Here is a 17,489-nt window from a genome sequence, read left to right as displayed (position 1 = left end):
CCTTTCCACCATTCAGTCCCAGAGCAATACAGAACGTGCACATGACAGACCAGCGGGCGAACATCGCGTGGAGCGCGGAAGGGGTGCCGATTTCCACCCGTTTCGACGATCCCTATTTCAGTCTTGCCGACGGGCTTGAAGAAACCCGCCATGTTTTCCTGTCTGGCAATGATCTGCCCGCCCGCTTTCGCGATGGCTTCCATGTGGCGGAACTTGGCTTTGGAACAGGCCTGAATTTTCTGGCAACGGTGCAGGCATGGCGCGCCGCTGGGATTCCGGGGCGGCTGCACTTCACCAGCTTTGAGGCGTTTCCAATGTCCGACAGTGACAGGACACGCGCGCTTGCCGCCTATGATGGTCTGCCGGTCGATGCGCTGTCAGGGGCCGATGATGTCAACCTGACGATCGTGGAAGGCGATGCGCGCGAGACGCTGCCTCGATGGGATGGGTGCGCGGACGCATGGTTCCTTGATGGGTTTTCCCCTGCGAAAAACCCGGAACTGTGGGAAGAGCCCCTGTTGGCTGAGGTCGCGCGTCACACGGCGCCCCAAGGGACCGCCGCGACCTATACGGCGGCAGGCTTCGTCCGCCGTGGGCTGGAGGCCGCGGGATTTTCCGTGACGCGCGTAACGGGGTACGGGCGCAAAAGGCACATGACGCGGGCGGTATTGGCGTGACGCAGGCGAATAACACGCGGCTGGGTATCCTGCTGATGATCGCCACCTGTCTGGTGTTTGCGGTGCAGGACGGGATCTCGCGCCACCTTGCGGCTGAATACAACACGCTGATGGTCGTCATGATCCGCTATTGGTTCTTTGCCAGTTTCGTGATCGCGATCAGCGCGCGGCGGTCCGGGGGCCTCAAAGCGGTATCCACGACCAACCAGCCCCTGTTGCAGGTTTTTCGCGGTACGCTCCTTGCTGCAGAGATTTGCGTGATGGTCTATGCCTTCACGGTCGTGGGCCTGATCGAAAGCCTTGCGGTTTTCACCGTGTACCCGCTTTTGGTCGCTGCGCTGTCAGGTCCGGTGCTTGGTGAATTTGTCGGATGGCGTCGATACGCGGCAATCGGTGTCGGCTTTGTCGGTGTGCTTATCATTCTGGAACCCGGCGTCGGCGTTTTCGACCCGGCGGCGATCATCCCCTTCTGCTCTGCCCTGATGTTCGCGCTGTATGGCTTGCTGACGCGTTATGCCGCGCGGCAGGACAGCGCCGCCACGTCGTTCTTCTGGACCGGGGTGACCGGGGCGGTGATGATGACGGCAATCGGCATCTGGGCGTGGGAGCCGATGACCGCGCGTGATTGGATCTGGATGGGATGCCTGTGCCTCACCGGGGCATTTGGGCATTGGTTGCTGATCAAATGCTACGAAGTGGCCGAAGCGAGCGCGGTGCAGCCCTTTGCCTATCTTCAGTTCGTCTTCGTGTCGATCATCGGCTTGACCGTGTTTGGCGAAACGCTTCGCACCAATGTTGCCATCGGTGCGGGTTTGATCGTGGCCGCAGGGCTGTTCGCACTTTGGCGCGAGCGCCTCAGTTCCTGAGAGGGCGGCTCAACAATTCCTTGCTGAACGGAACCGGCAATGGGTCCTGGCCCAGCCGCGCACGGAACACCGGCAAGCTTTCCGTAACGCGCATGACGTAGTTGCGAGTCTCGCGGAACGGGATGTTTTCGATCCAATCGACCATCGTGTCGATATCCTGCGTGCGCGGGTCGCCATACAGGTTGATCCACCGGATCGGTCGCGACGGCCCGGCGTTATAGGCAGCAGAGATCATCACCACGTTGCCATCGAAGCGGTCGAACAATTCCTTCAGATACTGCGTGCCTAGCAAGGCATTATAGGTCGAATCCTGCGTCAGCCTGGCATTTGAATGACCGGAGGACAGGCCCAGTTGCCCCGCTACCTCCTTGGCCGTCGCCGGCATCAACTGCATCAAGCCGCGTGCCCCGACCCCGGATACGACGACGGGGTCGAATTCGCTTTCCCTGCGCGCGATGGCCAGGGCAAGTTCTGTCGCCACTGGAAGTTTCACATCCGCCAGAGGGTGCAAAGCGTAATAGGGGACCGGGATGATCGCGCCGCGCCGCGCGGCTGCCTTGCCGATCATCACTGCCAGATGCGGTTCGTTCAGATCGATCGCAGCCTGTCCCAGCATCGCCGCATCATGCTCTCCCAGCTGTTCGGCAAGATGCGCCCAGAAACGCTCCGCCAGATTGCGCTCTCCGGCGCGGGCCAACATAAGCCCTGCCTGAAACAGGCTGTCTTGGGACAATGGGCCTGTGCGCCAATCGCCGGGCGGCACTTGATCAAGCCCCACGTCAAAGGGCAGGCCGGCTTCTTCAGCGGCAAGCAGCCCGTAGAAGGATGTCTGGTAAGCCGCGCCCTTGGCGAATTCCATATCCGCTTCTGCGGTCTTGCCCATGGCACGCAGGGCGAGACCTTTCCAATACCCTGCACGTCCTTGTGAAATCGGCGAAACGACGGCGCTGTCATGGTTGTCGAAATGTTCATAGGCGCGCTCTGGGTCGTCGAAATGGCGCAGCGCGATGTAGCCCGACAACCATTCGAGATCGGCATAATGCGACCCGGCGGTCAGATGATGGCCGTAACTGAGCGCATAGGCATTCTTGACGCGGCCTTCGCGCAATTCGTCCCGTGCCAGGGCACGCCGCCGGTTGGCCCAGGCTTCCGGACGACCCAAACTCTTGGCGCTGGCCGAAGCCGCCAGCAGCATTTGTTTTGCATCGTCCCGCCGCCCCTTGCGCACCCGCCATTCAAATCGTGCATGGGTCAGTCCGGGATGTTCTTGCAGCGCTTTGGGAACCCGCTGGATCAACGTGTCGACGTTCCCGGCCAGACGGGACAGCCCAATCCGCGCTTCGGCCAAGGCCTGCTGGTCGTCGGAGACGAGGGGATACATCCGGCGCGCTTCCACGGACCAGCCGCGCCACAGCATACTGTCCAGCCGCGCCAGATGATGCGGTTCGATCAGCGCCTTGTGCCGGCTTAGAAACAGCTCCTGCTCAGGCTCTGACAAGCGCATTTCGCGCCAGCTTTGCACGATGAGGCTGTGGGCTTCTTCGGGCTTTCCGGACTGCTCCAAGGCCTGTGCATGTGCCAAAGCGCCGATACCGGTCTGCGCCGGGCTTTCTGTGAAAAAGCGCAAGACGTCCGCACGGCCTGCGGAGGCGACAACAGGCTCGCCCTGGCGGCGCAGGTAGTCCAGACCCGGCCAATCGGCGCGGCGATCCAGAAACGCGCGTATTTCCGCAAAGTCGCCAAGACCCGCGCGCAACCGGTGCCATTCGACAAGATCGACCGCGACCGGACCGATGGCGTCTGCAAGCGCCCGCGCCCGCTGCCATTCGTCCGCGCGCACCGCGCCAATGACCTGCGAAATCGGGTCGGGCCGTGCGACCGGCCGCACCTCTCCGGGGGAGGATTGGGCAAAGGTGCCCCCGGTGGCAGTCACCAGAAGAACAAGGGCAACGGTAATCCAGCGCATCACGGCTTGCATTTGGTCCATTTCAAAAGATACAGACTGACAGACTAACGCGCATGGGGAGGGGATCAACTCAAGCTTGCGCGATCACAGGACTCACGGGCCATTTCAGGCCATCCAGATTAGGGAGCGTGTAACATGTTCAAGGGCTCAATGCCGGCACTCGTCACGCCGTTTCGCGGCGGCGAACTGGATTTGGATACGCTCAAGAAGCTGGTCGAATGGCATATCGGGGAAGGGTCTCATGGCTTCGTGCCAGTCGGGACCACGGGCGAAAGCCCCACTTTGACCCATGATGAGCATGAGATCGTGATCGAAACGGTCGTGAAAGCAGTCGCTGGCCGTGTGCCGGTCATTGCAGGTGCCGGGTCGAACAACACGGTCGAGGCAATCCGCTTCGTGCAATATGCGGCCAAGGTTGGTGCGGATGCCGCACTGGTTGTGACGCCCTATTACAACAAGCCGACCCAACGCGGGCTGATCGCGCATTTCACCGCGTTGCATGATGCGGCGGATATTCCGATCATCATCTACAATATTCCGGGTCGGTCCGTGATCGACATGACGCCCGAAACCATGGGCGAATTGGCCAAGCTGCCCCGGATTGTCGGCGTGAAAGACGCCACCGGCGATCTGGCGCGCGTCTGCGATACCCGGATGGCGTGCGGTACCGATTTTATCCAACTGTCCGGCGAAGACGCCACCGCGCATGGGTTCAACGCGCAGGGCGGTGTCGGCTGTATTTCCGTGACCGCGAATGTGGTGCCAAAGCTGCTGTCACAGATGCAGGAAGCGTGCCTTGCCGGCGATTATGCCACCGCGCTTCGGATTCAGGACAAGGTGATGCCGCTGCACAAGGCGATTTTCACCGAACCGGGGCTGGTCGGGGCGAAATACGCCATGTCGCGCCTTGGTCTGTGTTCCGATGAGGTGCGTCTGCCGCTCACCGGGCTGAGTGACGAAACCCAGGCACTGATCGACGATGGTCTGCGCCACGCCGGTGTTCTGAACTGATCAACGGCACGCGCCGCCGGGGCTATCCCGCTTCGGCGCGTGCGGATTCGTAGGCGAGCATTGCGCGCTTCATCGGCAATCCCCAGTAGTAACCGCCCAACGCCCCAGACTTGCGCAGGGCGCGGTGGCAGGGAATCAGCCAGCTGACCGGGTTACGCCCGACGGCCGTGCCCACGGCGCGAACGGCCCGCGGTGATCCGATGCTGCCCGCGATTTCCGAATATGTGGTCACGTGGCCCGACGGCACACGCAGCAGCGCTTCCCACACTTTGATCTGGAATGGCGCGCCGATCATGTAAAGCGCCGTGTCGCCGCGCAGTGCAAAGGCGGCCTCTGTCCAGACGCGCAGCGCCTCGGGGTCTTCGACAAAGCGCGCGTTGGGCCAGCGCCCGGTCATATCCGCCCATGCCCAGTCCCGCCCGTGGTCAGAGGCAAACCCGATCCCGCATATGCCTTTCTGCGTCCCCATCACCAACGCCTCGCCAAAGGGGGAGGGCATCCAGCCGTAACGGATCGTCAACCCTTCACCGCGCCGGGCGAATTCGCCGGGGCTCATTGCCTCCCAGCGGATAAAAAGGTCATGCAGACGGCCCGTTCCGGACAAGCCTGTTGCAATCGACGCCTCTAACGTTGTGAAACGTTCCGCCAGAAGCGTCTTGGCCTGCCCCAATTGCAGGTATTGCTGATAGCGTTTCGGCGACACCCCCACCCAGGCAGAGAACAGCCGTTGGAAATGCGCGGCGCTCATATCCATCGCGCTGGCAATGTCGTCCAGCGACATCGGCTCGGGCGCGCTGTCGATCAGGTCAATGGCACGGCGCATCACCTGATAGTGGTAGCCGGTCTGAGGGTCGGTCATCTGTTCCATGTGCCCGAGTTTAAGGACCTCTGACATGCAGGGCGACCCGATTCCTGCGCTTTGTCCGGTCCCAAGGCCCGGAACCGCTTGAAGCAGACGGAATCCTCCGGCAAACATCGCGGCCATGGCCAAGCAACTCGACTACAACACGATGCGCGAGATTTTCACGCGCTTTCGCAACTCGGAACCCGAACCCAAGGGTGAGCTTGAGCATGTGAATGTCTATACGCTTGTCGTGGCGGTGGCCCTGTCCGCGCAGGCAACCGATGCCGGGGTCAACAAGGCCACGCGCAAGCTGTTCGAGATCGCCGACACCCCCGAAAAGATGCTCGCGCTGGGCGAAGAGGGCGTGACCGAGCATATCAAAACGATCGGCCTGTTCCGTCAGAAGGCCAAGAACGTCATCAAATTAAGCCGCATTCTGGTCGATGAGTTCGGCGGGCAGGTGCCCAATTCACGTGCCGCGTTGCAGTCGCTGCCGGGCGTGGGCCGGAAGACGGCGAATGTGGTGCTGAACATGTGGTGGCACTATCCCGCACAGGCTGTGGATACGCATATCTTCCGCGTCGGCAATCGCACCGGGATCGCGCCGGGCAAGACCGTCGATGTGGTCGAACGCGCGATCGAAGACAACGTGCCGGTCGACTTTCAACTTCATGCTCACCATTGGCTGATACTGCATGGCCGATATATCTGTGTCGCGCGCAAACCCAAATGCGGCGCATGCCTTATCAAAGATCTCTGCCCCTTCGAGGAAAAGACAATATGACCAAGTACAAACTTGTTGGCATCGGTAACGCCGTGGTCGACGTGATCTCGCACGCTGACGATTCATTCCTTGAGATGATGGGGATCGAAAAGGGGATCATGCAGTTGATCGAAAAAGATCGCGGCGAGGTTCTGTACGGCGCGATGGAAGACCGGACGCAAACGCCGGGCGGCGCGGTGGCGAACACCATCGCCGGTGTCGGTGCGCTGGGGCTGCCGACGGCCTTTATCGGGCGGGTCCATGACGATGCGCTGGGTCGCTTTTATGCAGATGCGATGGCGGCGGATGGCACGGATTTCGTCAACCCGCCGGTGCCGGGCGGTGAATTGCCGACCTCGCGTTCGATGATTTTCGTGTCTCCGGACGGGGAACGGTCGATGAACACGTATCTTGGGATTTCGTCGGAACTTGGCCCCGATGACGTACCGGACGCGGTCGCATCCGCCGCCGAGATGATCTTTCTCGAAGGCTACCTGTTCGACAAGGACAAGGGAAAGGACGCCTTCCGTCAGGCATCGCGTCTGACGCGCGCGGTGGGCGGCAAGGCGGGGATGACGATCTCTGACCCGTTCTGCGTGGATCGGCACCGGGCCGATTTCCTCGACATGATCGAGAACGAACTGGACTATGTGATCGGCAATGAGCACGAGATCAAATCCCTGTTCGAAACGGATGATCTTGAAGACGCGATGATGCGCACGGCCAAGATGATTCCGCTGATGGTCTGCACACGGTCGGGCGATGGTGTGACGATTATCTCTGGCGAGGAACGTCATGACCTTCCCGTGAAAAAGGTCGTTCCTGTGGATGCCACCGGCGCGGGCGACCAATTCGCCGCCGGTTTCCTTTACGGGTTGGCTGCGGGCCACGATCTGGAGACCGCCGGCAAGATGGGCCACATCTGCGCCGCCGAAGTGATTTCTCATGTGGGGCCGCGTCCGCAAGCCAACATGATGCACCGCTTTCGGGATGCAGGGCTGGTCTGATGCTGTCTGACGGTTATCACGACGTACCCGACGGGTATTTGGCAATGGTCGTCACCTATCTGGAGATGACCGAACCCGCGCCTTTGCGCGGGGTGCCCTTGCCTGAAGGATGTGCCTTTGTACCGCTCGCCCGTGATGTGGACGTCTATCGCGACGTTTTCCGCCGCGTCGGTCAGGAATGGCTTTGGTTCGGGCATCTTTTGCTGGATGATGCAACGCTTTCTGCCCATCTGAACAGCCCCGAGATCGAGCTTTGGACATTGGAAAAGGACGGCACCCCAGAGGCGTTGCTGGGCCTGAAGTTCGAAGAGTCCGGCGCGTGCGAATTGGAATATTTCGGCCTTACCGCCAAGTTGATCGGATCGGGCGCGGGGGCGTATCTGATGGATCGGGCGATTGAGATGGCGTGGTCGCGGGACATTACCCGGTTCAAGCTGCACACCTGCACGCTGGATAGTCCGCAAGCAATGGCGTTTTACAAGCGGTCAGGCTTCACGCCATATCGGCGCGCGATCGAAGTCGCCGAAGATCCGCGCACGCTGGGCATATACCCGCAAAGCGCAGCGCCCGGTATGCCGATCATCAAGCCCGGCCAACGCGGCTAAGCGCGGGGGCAATCGGCGTCATCGCCGGGGTTTTCTTTTCCGCGTCCGCTGTCACAGTGGTGTCATGGGTCTTCTGCCAGAAGGCCCCAAAAGCGCGAGAGAGACATGACTGATATCTTCGATTTGCCCGGCCGCTTCTGGCGCGGAAATCTGCATACCCATTCCACCTTGTCCGATGGTGTTCTATCGCCGGAAGAGGTCTGCCGCCGGTACAAGGCGGAAGGATACGATTTCATCGCGCTGACCGATCACATGGTAGGGCTGTATGGCTATCCGATCGCGGACACGGTGCCCTACCGCGACAATGCCTTCACCACGATCCTTGGCGCGGAACTGCATTCCGGGGCGATGGAAAACGGCGAGCTTTGGCATATCCTGGCCGTGGGCCTGCCCGAAGATTTCGAACCATCCAACTCGCCCCATTTTCTGCCGATAGAGGATCAGGAATCCGGTGCGGAAATTGCGCGCCGCGCGCGCGAGGCGGGTGCGTTCGTCGCGGTTGCCCATCCTGAATGGTCCGGGCTGACAACGCAGGATGCGCGCAGCATCGAAGCGGCCCACGCGGTCGAGGTCTATAACCACGGCTGCGCGACAAGCTGCGACAGGCCGCACGGGTTCTACACCCTGGATCAATTGCTGACCGAAGGACGCCGCCTGACCCTTTGCGCGACGGATGATGCGCATTTCTCCGAACCTGATCACTTTGGCGGGTGGGTCATGGTCAAAGCGGAAGAAAACACGCCGGACGCGCTTCTCGATGCTTTGAAGGCGGGGCACCACTATGCCTCTACCGGGCCGGACTTTCGCAGCGTGACATGGGAAGACCGCGCCGTCGTGGTCGAAAGCAGCGCGGTATCGGCAGTGATCGTACAGGGCAAAGGATCGGCCTCCACGGCGGTACACGGGTCATCGATGACACGCACGCGCATTCCGTTGGACCGGTTCGCAAACAGCCCGTGGGTTCGCGTGACGATCATGGACGCGGCGGGCAAGCGCGCTTGGCTCAATCCCCACTGGTTCGATTAAGCGCGCCGCGTGATCTGCGTCAGGCGCTATAGGTCGGGTGGAATGTACCCGCCGGAGACAGCGTGAAGATATCGCAGCCGTCTTCGGTGATGCCAATCGAATGTTCGAACTGCGCCGACAGGGTCTTGTCGCGAGTCACGGCAGTCCAGTCATCGGCCAGTGTCTTGGTCTCTGGCCGGCCCAGATTGACCATCGGTTCGATGGTGAAGAACATGCCCGGCTCCAACACGGGGCCAGTGCCCGGACGCCCGTAATGCAGCACGTTTGGCGGTGCGTGGAACACACGGCCCAGCCCGTGACCGCAAAAATCGCGGACAACCGACATACGGTGGCCTTCGACATATTGCTGGATCGCGTAGCCAATATCGCCGAACGTGTTGCCCGGTTTCGCCGCCTTGATCCCCAGCATCAGCGCATCATGGGTGACTTGCACCAGACGTTCCGCCTTGCGGGGCATCTTGCCTGCCACATACATGCGCGATGTGTCCCCGAACCAGCCATCGACGATAACGGTGACGTCGATATTCAGGATGTCCCCATCCTTGAGCTTCTTGTCTCCGGGAATCCCGTGGCACACCACATGGTTGACGCTGATACAGGATGCGTGCTGGTAGCCCTTGTAACCGATGGTCGCAGAGGTCGCGCCCGCCGCATTCACCTTTTCTTCGATGATGCGGTCGATTTCGCCGGTCGTCTGGCCGGGAAACACGTGTTCGCCGATCTCATCAAGGATGCGGGCCGCCAATTCGCCGGCTTTGTGCATACCTGCGAAATCCGCTGCTTCGTAAAGCCGGATACCGTCCTTCGTCACTTGCCCGCGTGCATCTTGTTCCAATAGTCGCTCCTGATTGGGCAAACGGCCCGTTTCTGCGGCTGCACTATACGTGTTTCAAAGACGGAATTGTAGTCGATCCGCCACGGTCACGCTTTCAACCGAAATATTTGTCCCCAAAGCGATGACGTCAACCCCGCAGGATGCCGCATCGCAGAAAGCGGCCGCGTAAGCCGGGTCGATATCTTTTGCAAGGGTGACGGTGTCGCAATCCGTGCGCTGCACCAGATACAACATGATGGCCCGATGTCCGTCGCGCGCCATGGCTGCCAGTTCTGCCAAGTGTTTGGCCCCGCGTGCCGTGACGCTGTCGGGAAACTCGGCCAGACCCTTCTGGCGGGACAGGGTGACGGATTTGACCTCGACATAGGCGTCGGGAAGCCCCGGTTCGGTCAGCAGAAAGTCGATCCGGCTGGACTGCCCGTATTTCACCTCGGGCCGGACGGTTGCATAGGCGGCAAGCTCGGGCACCGCGCGCGATGTCAGCGCCTCGCGCAGGGCCCGGTTAGGCACGGCCGTATCGACGCCGGTGAAATGCCCATTGCCATGATCCACAAGCCGCCAGCCGAATTTCAGCTTCTTCTTCGGGTCGTCATTGGGTTCTAGCCAGATGCGCGTACCCGGCTCTGCCAGCCCCATCATCGAACCGGGATTGGCGCAATGGGCCGTGACTTCACGCCCATCCTCCAACACGCAATCCGCCAGAAAGCGTTTGTAACGGCGTTGCAGTGTCGCAGGCACAAGATCGGTTTGAAAGCGCATGGGCCGGGGCCTATACCGGGAGACAGGCTCATTCAAGGGAGGTGCCGAATGCCCAATCCAACTGCCGCGATGCTGGTGATCGGGGATGAAATCCTGTCAGGTCGAACACGGGATGCGAACATGCATCACCTTGCGGGAGAGTTGACCGGCCACGGCGTGACACTGTGCGAGGCCCGCATTGTCAGCGATGACCGGGCGGCGATCGTGGCGGCGGTCAAGGCCCTGTCAAAGGCCTATGACCATGTGTTCACCAGCGGCGGTATCGGCCCGACCCATGACGACATCACCGCCGATTGCATCGCAGAGGCGTTCGGCGTGCCGATTGATGTCCGTGACGATGCCCGCGCGATCCTGCAAGCGCGCTATGACGCGATGGGCACGGATTTGAACGAAGCGCGCCTGCGCATGGCCCGCATCCCGGATGGCGCCGAACTGATCGAAAATCCCGTGTCGGGCGCGCCGGGCTTTACTTTGAAGAATGTGCACGTGATGGCAGGCGTTCCGTCGGTCTTTCAGGCCATGGTGGCCACCATCCTTCCGACGATCACGGGTGGTGATCCGGTGCTTAGCCAAGCGCTTAGCATCATGCGCGGTGAGGGCGATCTGGCCGGGCCGGTCGCGAAACTGGCCGAGGATTTCCCGGACCTGTCCATCGGTTCCTACCCGTTTCAGCGCAATGGTGCGTTTGGCGCGCAGATTGTCATTCGCGGCACCGACGGTGCGCGGGTCGATGCGGCGATGACCCGATTGGCCGCGGAGTTCGCTGAATGACAACGGCGCAGCAGCTTTACGCGCTGTGCGAGGCCACATGGCCCCCGCGCAAGGCATGGGAGCAAGACGGCTGGACCCTGCGGGACGGGGCCGGGGGCGGCAAGCGGGTGTCTGCCTCAACACGGGCCGCCACGGATGCGGATGTCGCCAAGGCCGAAAACGCGATGCGCGAGATGGGGCAGCGGCCCTTGTTCATGATCCGCGACGGCGATGCCGATCTCGACGCGGAGCTGGAGGCGCGCGGCTATGCCATCGTCGATCCGGTCAACATGTATGCCTGCCCGATCACGCAACTGACGGATATCGAGATTCCGCGCGTCACGGCCTTTGCCATCTGGGAGCCGCTGGCGATCATGCAGGAAATCTGGGCGCAAGGCGGCATCGGGCCGGACCGGCTGGCCGTCATGGCCCGTGCCAAGACAAAAACCGGTATCCTTGCCCGCTGGAACGAAAAGCCCGCAGGCGCCGCATTTGCGGCCGCCGCGGATGGGGGCTGCATGGTACATGCGGTCGAAATTCTTCCACACCAGCGCAAGCAGGGCGTTGCCGGATGGGTGATGCGCAAGGCCGCATTCTGGGGTGCGGAACAGGGTGCGACGACGCTCAGCGTCTTGTGTACTCAGGCCAATACCGGCGCGAATGCGCTTTATACGTCCCTCGGAATGACGCTCGAGGGACAATACCACTATCGCCAGTTGGAGGACTGACATGACCGACAAACCAACCGCCCTCGATCTACCGCCGGTCGATCCGCTGCCCGCAGATACGCAGAAGTATTTCGACATCTGCATGGACAAGCTGGGCATGGTTCCCAATGTGCTGCGCAGCTACACGTTCGATATCGACAAGCTGAACGCGTTCACGGCCATGTATAACGATCTGATGCTGGGCGAGTCCGCGTTGACCAAGCTTGAGCGTGAGATGATCGCGGTGGTCGTGTCCTCCATCAACAAGTGTTTCTACTGTCTTGTCGCGCATGGCGCGGCGGTGCGGCAATTGTCAGGCGACCCGATCCTGGGTGAAATGATGGTGATGAATTACAAGGTCGCCGATCTGGATGCCCGCCAGCGGGCGATGCTCGACTTTGCGGCCAAGTTGACGAAATCCAGCGCCGATGTCGAAGAGGCCGACCGCGACGCGCTGCGCGATGCCGGGTTCACGGATCGCGATATCTTTGACATTTCCAGCGTGACGGGCTTTTTCAACATGACCAACCGTGTCGCGAGCGGCATAGATATGCGGCCCAATGTGGAGTATCACGCACAGTCCCGATGATCCGTTGGCTCTGCCTTCTCGCGGTGGCAGCAACGGCCACGGGGTCTTGGGCATTGGATATGCCGGGACACGCACGTCTGACCGCTGAACGGACGTCCGACGCGGATCGATACACTGCGCCGATTGCCCCCTTCGATGGCAGCGCCATTCCGGTCCAGCAGATCGACGGGGCCGTGCGTCGACAGGCGTGGGAATTGCCCGGCCCCGGTCAATCGCCGTTGCGGATCGTGGCGCCGCTTCGTGCGCAGTTCGAGGCGGACGGATTCGAAATCGTTCTGGACTGCCTTTCAGCCCATTGCGGGGGCTTCGACTTCCGCTTTGGGACAGAGGTGCTGCCTGCGCCGAACATGTTCGTAAATCTGCGCGATTTCCAATTTCTGACCCTGCGCAAAGGGAATGCCGCCGCGCCCGAGGCGATTGTCACCCTTCTGGTGACAGCCTTGGCAGATCGCGCCTATGTGCAGATCATCGAAGCGCGCCCTTCCGGCCAGTTTGACAAGACTACGGCGGTTGGCCCCTCTCAGGTCGCCGCGCCGCTGAATGGTTCTGCCGGGCAGGAGTTGATGGAGAAAGGCGCCATCGTGCTGGACGGGGTCGAATTCACGACCGGGGCGACCTCTTTGACGAATGGCCCGTTTCCATCGCTTGCCAATCTGGCGGCGTTGCTGAAGCAGAATACCGGATTGCGGATCGCTCTGGTCGGTCACACTGACAGCGTCGGGGACCTGAACCAGAATATCCGCATCTCCCGTGCGCGCGCCGCCGCCGTCCGGCAACGGCTGATCGATCAATACGGGATCGCACCGGACCGGATCGAAGCGGAAGGCATGGGCTATCTCGCACCACGTGCGAGCAACCTCACGGAGCAGGGCCGCGAAGCCAATCGGCGCGTCGAAGCTGTGGTGTTGGCGAACGACCGTTAGGTCAGTTCCAGTCGTCGGGGCCTTTATCCGCGAATGCGTGGACAAGGAAATCGATGAACGCGCGCACCTTGGGCTGCGTGAAGCGGCCGGGCGGATAGACCGCGTAAATCCCCTGCGTTTCATTTGGCAGATCGGGGATGACGTCCTCGACCAGACCGCGATCCATCGCGTCGGCGTAAAGGAAGCTGGGCAGATAGGCGATGCCAAGACCGGAAATGGCCGCGTTCAACAGCGACTGCCCGTCATTGACACTCAGCCAGCCAGCGGTCCGGATCTGACGCTTTTCGCCGGACGGGGCCGTGATCTTCCAGACATTGCCGGAGGATTGGCTGGAATAGTGCAGCAGCTTGTGTTCGTTCAGATCGTCGATGCGCTGTGGACGGCCGAACTTTTCAAAGTAAGACGGCGCTGCGATCATCCGCTTGGTGGTTTCGGTCAGCTTGCGTGCCCGCAAGGTGCTGTCTTCCAGCTCACCGATCCGCACGGCCATGTCGAAGCCTTCAGAGATCAGTTCGACATACCGGTTGTTGAGAACCATGTTGACAGTGATGTCCGGGAATTCCTCAAGGAAGCCGGACAGCAGCGGTGACAGGTGATTGACGCCGAAGTCGGTGGCCACGGAAATCCGCAACAGCCCGGATGGTGCCGATTGCATCGACGTGACCAGCGCATCGGCCTCGCCCGCATCATTCAGCACGCGGCGCGCACGATCATAGTAGGCAAGCCCGATTTCGGTCGGGGAAACACGGCGGGTGGTGCGGTTCAGCAGCCGTGCGCCAAGACGCGCCTCAAGCGAGGAAACGTGTTTCGAAACAGCCGATTTCGAGATGCCCATTTTCTTGGCGGCATCGGTGAATCCACCTTGATCCACTACCGTTGCGAAAGCTTCCATTTCTGTCAGGCGGTCCATAGCCGTCCTTTCTTGATGCGCTCGATGTCAGTCTCGGCTTATCCAGACCAATCTGGGCAAGAACTGGGCGCAGATGAGATAATATCTGGGTAAAGGACCTGATTGGTTCATGGCTGGAAACACGCCTGACCGCTGGAAAATGACGATTCTGCCCGGGATACACCGACCCGATCGTTGTGGCGGATACACAACTTCAGATCATGTTAGAGGCGATTATAATCAATCTATAGGCGAATTTCCGCCGCGTTGACAGTGATTTGTATCACCTGCCTCCCGGCGAACGCAGGTGGGTTGGATGGCGACTCATCACATTGGGAAATCACTTGCGCTGCATCTGGTCGTCGCGGCCCCGTCAAAAGGGGGTGCGGAATTGCCAGAAAGGCGGCCCAGACGCCGCCAGCGCTTACCAATTTTAAGCGTCAATATTCTTATCAAGAATTTAATCATCTTTAACGCTCAAAGGGTGTGTGGATTTTATCGTGCAATAACAATATCTTGGATACGGCTTCCCGCCCGATGCCCGTTCGCGCGCCTTCATTGACAGAAGCACTGCCCGCTCGCTGAACTTGCTCAACACGCCATGCGCTGGGCGGCGAAACCGGAGAATTCAATGATCAAGGGCGACGATATCAACGGGGTCACGGCATGACCGGAGCACCCGTTCAAGCTGAAACCGTTTTGAAGAATGGCAAGGTCTGGTGCGGTCTTGGCCTGCCTGTGGTCAGCGCCGTTGCACTTTGGGGGGGCCGCGTTCTTGCAACCGGCAGCGATGCAGAGCTTGCACCGCTGATTGGCCCCGACACGGAAGTGATCGATCTGAACGGTCGGCTGGCGACGCCGGGGCTGAATGACGCCCATATGCACCTGATCCCCTACGGCACGGCCATGGCAGAGGTCGATCTGCGCCCCGTGACCGTGCCGACGCTTGCCGGGTTGCTGGCGTCACTCAGTGATCGCTCCGCAAGCCTGCCCAAAGGCGATTGGGTGATCGGGCGCGGCTATGACCATTTCAAACTGGATGTCGGGCGCCACCCGTTCCGCGAGGAACTGGACGAGGCCTGCCCGGACCACCCGGTGTATATCGTGCGCACGGACGGGCATCTGGCTGTCGCCAATTCGCTGGCCCTGAAAATCGCGGGCATCACCGAAGACACGCCTTCGCCGCAAGGCGGGCTGATCGAAAAGCAAAACGGACGACTGACAGGTCTGCTGGCCGAAACAGGGCGCGAGCCGGTGATGCAGGTATTGCCTGAAAACTCGGTCGAAACTCTGGTGCAAAGCATCGAACGCGGCGGGGCCGATCTGCTGTCGCGCGGCATCACGTCCTGCATGGAAGCCGCAGTCGGTATCCGCGACGGTTGGACCGAAATGCTGGCCTATCAGAAAGCGCATCGCGAAGGGCGTTTGCCCCTGCGGGTCTATGGCGTGCTGATGGGCGACAAGGGTCGCACGATCATGGAACAGGCGGGCGCGGCGGGAATGGTGTCTGGCGGCGGCGACGACATGTTCCGTATCGGCCCGGTGAAGATTTTCACCGATGGCTCCGCCGGTGGGCGCACGGCCGCAATGACCAAGCCCTATCTGGGCGGGGATGAGGATGATCTGGGCCTGCTTTGCCTTGATGATGACGAACTGAACGCCATGGTGGCGGACGGCCATCGCAAGGGCTACCGCTTTGCCATTCACGCCATCGGTGATGCCGCGATCGAGAAGGTTTTGAACGCCTTCGAACTGGCCTTGGCCGAGGTGCCGGACCCAGACCGCCGCCACCGGATCGAACATTGCGGCTGGCTGCGCCCCGACCAGATGGAACGGATGAAGGCGATGCATGTGCTACCCGCCTCGCAGCCCGCGTTCCTGTATTACTTCGGGGACCTGTATCTCACGCTGATCGAAAAAGAACGGGTCGAGGCAAGCCACCCGATGCGCACATGGATCGATGCCGGGTTGCATCCCTCTGCCTCTACCGACTGCCCGGTGGTGGAGATCGACCCCTTCGCCAATCTTTATACGATGGTCACGCGCAAGACCGAGAACGGCACCCAGATCGGGACGGAACATATCCTGACCATGGAAGAGGCGCTTAACGCCTATACCTACGAATCCGCCTATGCTTCCCATGAAGAAAAGATCAAAGGCCGGTTGGTGCCCGGGCAACTGGGCGATGTGGCGGTGTTCGATACCGATCTTCTGACCTGCACTGTCGAAGACATCCTGACCACGCGCTGTGACATGGCGCTTTTGGGTGGGCGCGTCGTGTATCAACGGGACGGGGCCGCCTGATGCTGAGCCAGATCGCCAACAGGTTGCTGATTTCGATCCCGGTCCTGTTCGGAGTGCTTCTGCTGGGCTTCGGGCTGCTGGTCCTTGTTCCCGGCGATCCCGCCATCGTCATGGCCGGTCCGACCGCAACGCCGGAAGTTCTGGCGGCCATCCGGGCCGAGATGGGCCTTGATCGTCCGCTGTACGAACAGTTCTTCAGCTATATCGGCCGCGTCCTGCAAGGTGATCTGGGCCGGTCGCTGATCTCGAACAAGACGGTGGGGTCCGAACTTCTGTCCGCCATCGGACCGACCGCAGAACTCATGTTCGCCTGCCTGATCTGGTCGATACCTTTCGGTATCGGGCTTGGCACGCTGGCAGCGGTAAAGCGCGGCACCTTGATCGACCGGATCATCATGGCGATCTCTGTCGCCGGTGTGTCGCTGCCGATTTTCTTCATCTGCCTGATGATGATCCATTTCGTCGGCGTGCAATGGCGGCTGCTGCCCTTCATCGGGCGTGGCGGGCCGCTTTGGACCCTTGACGGGATACGCCATATCGCGCTGCCGGCGCTATCGCTTGGGGCGATTTTCATCGGGCCGGTGGCGCGGATGACCCGATCCTCGGTGCTGGAGGTACTCAAGCTCGATCATGTGCGGACCGCCCGGTCCAAGGGGTTGCCGGAAACGCGCGTGATCCTGAAACACGGGCTACGCAATGCGCTGATCCCGGTGGTGACTCTCATCGGCCTTCAGGCAGGTTATCTTCTGGGCGGCGCGGTCGTGACCGAAAGCATTTTCTCCTTCCCGGGTATCGGACGGCTGGCCGTCGGCGCGATCCTGTCATCGGACTTCCCACTGGCGCAGGGCACGATCCTGATCCTCGCGCTCAGCTTCATCCTCATCAACATGATCGTCGACATTCTTTACGCGCTGCTCGACCCACGGGTGCTGTCATGACCGTCATGCCGCATCACCCCATGGTTCAGG

The 17,489-nt window shown here is 61.0% G+C and carries 18 protein-coding genes; 13 read left to right on the top strand and 5 right to left on the bottom strand.

Going from position 1 to position 17,489, the window contains the following annotated elements; all coding sequences use genetic code 11:
* Positions 1-41: 41 nt before the first annotated feature.
* On the top strand, positions 42-677 hold the full coding sequence (gene mnmC2, locus E4Z66_RS16525) for a tRNA (5-methylaminomethyl-2-thiouridine)(34)-methyltransferase MnmC2 (protein WP_136464150.1): 636 nt from the start codon (positions 42-44) through the stop codon (positions 675-677).
* Positions 674-1,543: a DMT family transporter gene (locus tag E4Z66_RS16520; protein ID WP_281276234.1), complete on the top strand. Its 870-nt coding sequence runs from the start codon at positions 674-676 to the stop codon at positions 1,541-1,543. Before mnmC2 ends, E4Z66_RS16520 begins: the two co-directional genes overlap by 4 nt.
* On the opposite strand, the gene E4Z66_RS16515 is transcribed toward E4Z66_RS16520, so the two are convergent.
* Positions 1,533-3,521: a lytic transglycosylase domain-containing protein gene (locus E4Z66_RS16515; RefSeq protein WP_211097174.1), complete on the bottom strand. Its 1,989-nt coding sequence runs from the start codon at positions 3,519-3,521 to the stop codon at positions 1,533-1,535. The genes E4Z66_RS16520 and E4Z66_RS16515 overlap by 11 nt on opposite strands.
* A gap of 123 nt (positions 3,522-3,644) precedes the next feature.
* Here E4Z66_RS16515 and dapA point away from each other — a divergent pair, with 123 nt between their 5' ends.
* Positions 3,645-4,520 (top strand): 4-hydroxy-tetrahydrodipicolinate synthase, encoded by an 876-nt coding sequence (gene dapA / locus E4Z66_RS16510; protein ID WP_136464149.1) that lies wholly within the window; start codon positions 3,645-3,647, stop codon positions 4,518-4,520.
* A 22-nt stretch (positions 4,521-4,542) separates the two neighbouring features.
* Here dapA and E4Z66_RS16505 read toward each other — a convergent pair whose 3' ends face one another.
* Entirely contained in the window at positions 4,543-5,379 is an 837-nt protein-coding gene (locus tag E4Z66_RS16505; RefSeq protein ID WP_136464148.1) for a methylated-DNA--[protein]-cysteine S-methyltransferase, read from the bottom strand.
* A gap of 124 nt (positions 5,380-5,503) precedes the next feature.
* Here E4Z66_RS16505 and nth point away from each other — a divergent pair, with 124 nt between their 5' ends.
* The 4 genes from nth (at position 5,504) to E4Z66_RS16485 (ending at position 8,765) form a co-directional block, all read left to right on the top strand.
* Positions 5,504-6,148: an endonuclease III gene (gene nth, locus E4Z66_RS16500; protein WP_136464147.1), complete on the top strand. Its 645-nt coding sequence runs from the start codon at positions 5,504-5,506 to the stop codon at positions 6,146-6,148.
* Positions 6,145-7,134, top strand: a complete 990-nt coding sequence (locus E4Z66_RS16495) for an adenosine kinase (RefSeq protein WP_136464146.1) — start codon at positions 6,145-6,147, stop codon at positions 7,132-7,134. Before nth ends, E4Z66_RS16495 begins: the two co-directional genes overlap by 4 nt.
* Positions 7,134-7,739: a GNAT family N-acetyltransferase gene (locus E4Z66_RS16490; protein WP_136464145.1), complete on the top strand. Its 606-nt coding sequence runs from the start codon at positions 7,134-7,136 to the stop codon at positions 7,737-7,739. Before E4Z66_RS16495 ends, E4Z66_RS16490 begins: the two co-directional genes overlap by 1 nt.
* Before the next feature lie 105 nt (positions 7,740-7,844).
* Positions 7,845-8,765 (top strand): PHP domain-containing protein, encoded by a 921-nt coding sequence (locus tag E4Z66_RS16485; protein WP_136464144.1) that lies wholly within the window; start codon positions 7,845-7,847, stop codon positions 8,763-8,765.
* 19 nt (positions 8,766-8,784) lie between these two features.
* On the opposite strand, the gene map is transcribed toward E4Z66_RS16485, so the two are convergent.
* Positions 8,785-9,600 carry a type I methionyl aminopeptidase gene (gene map, locus E4Z66_RS16480; RefSeq protein ID WP_136464143.1) on the bottom strand — a complete coding sequence of 272 codons (816 nt, stop codon included), beginning with the start codon at positions 9,598-9,600 and terminating at the stop codon, positions 8,785-8,787.
* 54 nt (positions 9,601-9,654) lie between these two features.
* Entirely contained in the window at positions 9,655-10,359 is a 705-nt protein-coding gene (gene sfsA, locus E4Z66_RS16475) for a DNA/RNA nuclease SfsA (protein ID WP_136464142.1), read from the bottom strand.
* 48 nt (positions 10,360-10,407) lie between these two features.
* Here sfsA and E4Z66_RS16470 point away from each other — a divergent pair, with 48 nt between their 5' ends.
* The 4 genes from E4Z66_RS16470 to E4Z66_RS16455 are packed head-to-tail and all read left to right on the top strand — an operon-like array spanning position 10,408 to position 13,328.
* A complete protein-coding gene (locus tag E4Z66_RS16470) occupies positions 10,408-11,130 on the top strand; it encodes a competence/damage-inducible protein A (protein WP_136464141.1) in 723 nt (240 codons plus the stop codon).
* Positions 11,127-11,837 (top strand): GNAT family N-acetyltransferase, encoded by a 711-nt coding sequence (locus tag E4Z66_RS16465; RefSeq protein ID WP_136464140.1) that lies wholly within the window; start codon positions 11,127-11,129, stop codon positions 11,835-11,837. The genes E4Z66_RS16470 and E4Z66_RS16465 overlap by 4 nt, the downstream gene beginning before the upstream one ends.
* 1 nt (position 11,838) lies before the next feature.
* Positions 11,839-12,405 carry a peroxidase-related enzyme gene (locus E4Z66_RS16460; RefSeq protein ID WP_136464139.1) on the top strand — a complete coding sequence of 189 codons (567 nt, stop codon included), beginning with the start codon at positions 11,839-11,841 and terminating at the stop codon, positions 12,403-12,405.
* On the top strand, positions 12,402-13,328 hold the full coding sequence (locus E4Z66_RS16455) for an OmpA family protein (protein ID WP_136464138.1): 927 nt from the start codon (positions 12,402-12,404) through the stop codon (positions 13,326-13,328). Before E4Z66_RS16460 ends, E4Z66_RS16455 begins: the two co-directional genes overlap by 4 nt.
* A 1-nt stretch (position 13,329) precedes the next feature.
* On the opposite strand, the gene E4Z66_RS16450 is transcribed toward E4Z66_RS16455, so the two are convergent.
* Entirely contained in the window at positions 13,330-14,238 is a 909-nt protein-coding gene (locus tag E4Z66_RS16450; RefSeq protein ID WP_136464137.1) for a LysR family transcriptional regulator, read from the bottom strand.
* A gap of 645 nt (positions 14,239-14,883) precedes the next feature.
* Here E4Z66_RS16450 and E4Z66_RS16445 point away from each other — a divergent pair.
* The gene (locus E4Z66_RS16445; RefSeq protein ID WP_136464136.1) at positions 14,884-16,521 is read left to right on the top strand and encodes an amidohydrolase; all 1,638 of its coding nucleotides are present in this window, start codon (positions 14,884-14,886) and stop codon (positions 16,519-16,521) included.
* On the top strand, positions 16,521-17,459 hold the full coding sequence (locus E4Z66_RS16440) for an ABC transporter permease (RefSeq protein ID WP_136464135.1): 939 nt from the start codon (positions 16,521-16,523) through the stop codon (positions 17,457-17,459). The genes E4Z66_RS16445 and E4Z66_RS16440 overlap by 1 nt, the downstream gene beginning before the upstream one ends.
* Positions 17,460-17,489: the final 30 nt, after the last annotated feature.

The organism is Aliishimia ponticola, from assembly GCF_004803475.1.
Taxonomy (GTDB): Bacteria; Pseudomonadota; Alphaproteobacteria; order Rhodobacterales; family Rhodobacteraceae; genus Aliishimia; species Aliishimia ponticola.
This window is presented reverse-complemented; position numbering and strand designations above follow the sequence as displayed.

Coding starts and splice junctions, on each gene's coding strand:
- mnmC2 (WP_136464150.1), top strand. CDS start 42: ATGACAGACCAGCGGGCGAACATCGCGTGGAGCGCGGAAGGGGTGCCG.
- E4Z66_RS16515 (WP_211097174.1), bottom strand. CDS start 3,521: ATGCAAGCCGTGATGCGCTGGATTACCGTTGCCCTTGTTCTTCTGGTG.
- dapA (WP_136464149.1), top strand. CDS start 3,645: ATGTTCAAGGGCTCAATGCCGGCACTCGTCACGCCGTTTCGCGGCGGC.
- nth (WP_136464147.1), top strand. CDS start 5,504: ATGGCCAAGCAACTCGACTACAACACGATGCGCGAGATTTTCACGCGC.
- E4Z66_RS16495 (WP_136464146.1), top strand. CDS start 6,145: ATGACCAAGTACAAACTTGTTGGCATCGGTAACGCCGTGGTCGACGTG.
- E4Z66_RS16455 (WP_136464138.1), top strand. CDS start 12,402: ATGATCCGTTGGCTCTGCCTTCTCGCGGTGGCAGCAACGGCCACGGGG.
- E4Z66_RS16465 (WP_136464140.1), top strand. CDS start 11,127: ATGACAACGGCGCAGCAGCTTTACGCGCTGTGCGAGGCCACATGGCCC.
- E4Z66_RS16450 (WP_136464137.1), bottom strand. CDS start 14,238: ATGGACCGCCTGACAGAAATGGAAGCTTTCGCAACGGTAGTGGATCAA.
- E4Z66_RS16470 (WP_136464141.1), top strand. CDS start 10,408: ATGCCCAATCCAACTGCCGCGATGCTGGTGATCGGGGATGAAATCCTG.
- E4Z66_RS16440 (WP_136464135.1), top strand. CDS start 16,521: ATGCTGAGCCAGATCGCCAACAGGTTGCTGATTTCGATCCCGGTCCTG.
- E4Z66_RS16485 (WP_136464144.1), top strand. CDS start 7,845: ATGACTGATATCTTCGATTTGCCCGGCCGCTTCTGGCGCGGAAATCTG.
- E4Z66_RS16460 (WP_136464139.1), top strand. CDS start 11,839: ATGACCGACAAACCAACCGCCCTCGATCTACCGCCGGTCGATCCGCTG.
- E4Z66_RS16445 (WP_136464136.1), top strand. CDS start 14,884: ATGACCGGAGCACCCGTTCAAGCTGAAACCGTTTTGAAGAATGGCAAG.
- E4Z66_RS16490 (WP_136464145.1), top strand. CDS start 7,134: ATGCTGTCTGACGGTTATCACGACGTACCCGACGGGTATTTGGCAATG.
- E4Z66_RS16505 (WP_136464148.1), bottom strand. CDS start 5,379: ATGACCGACCCTCAGACCGGCTACCACTATCAGGTGATGCGCCGTGCC.
- sfsA (WP_136464142.1), bottom strand. CDS start 10,359: ATGCGCTTTCAAACCGATCTTGTGCCTGCGACACTGCAACGCCGTTAC.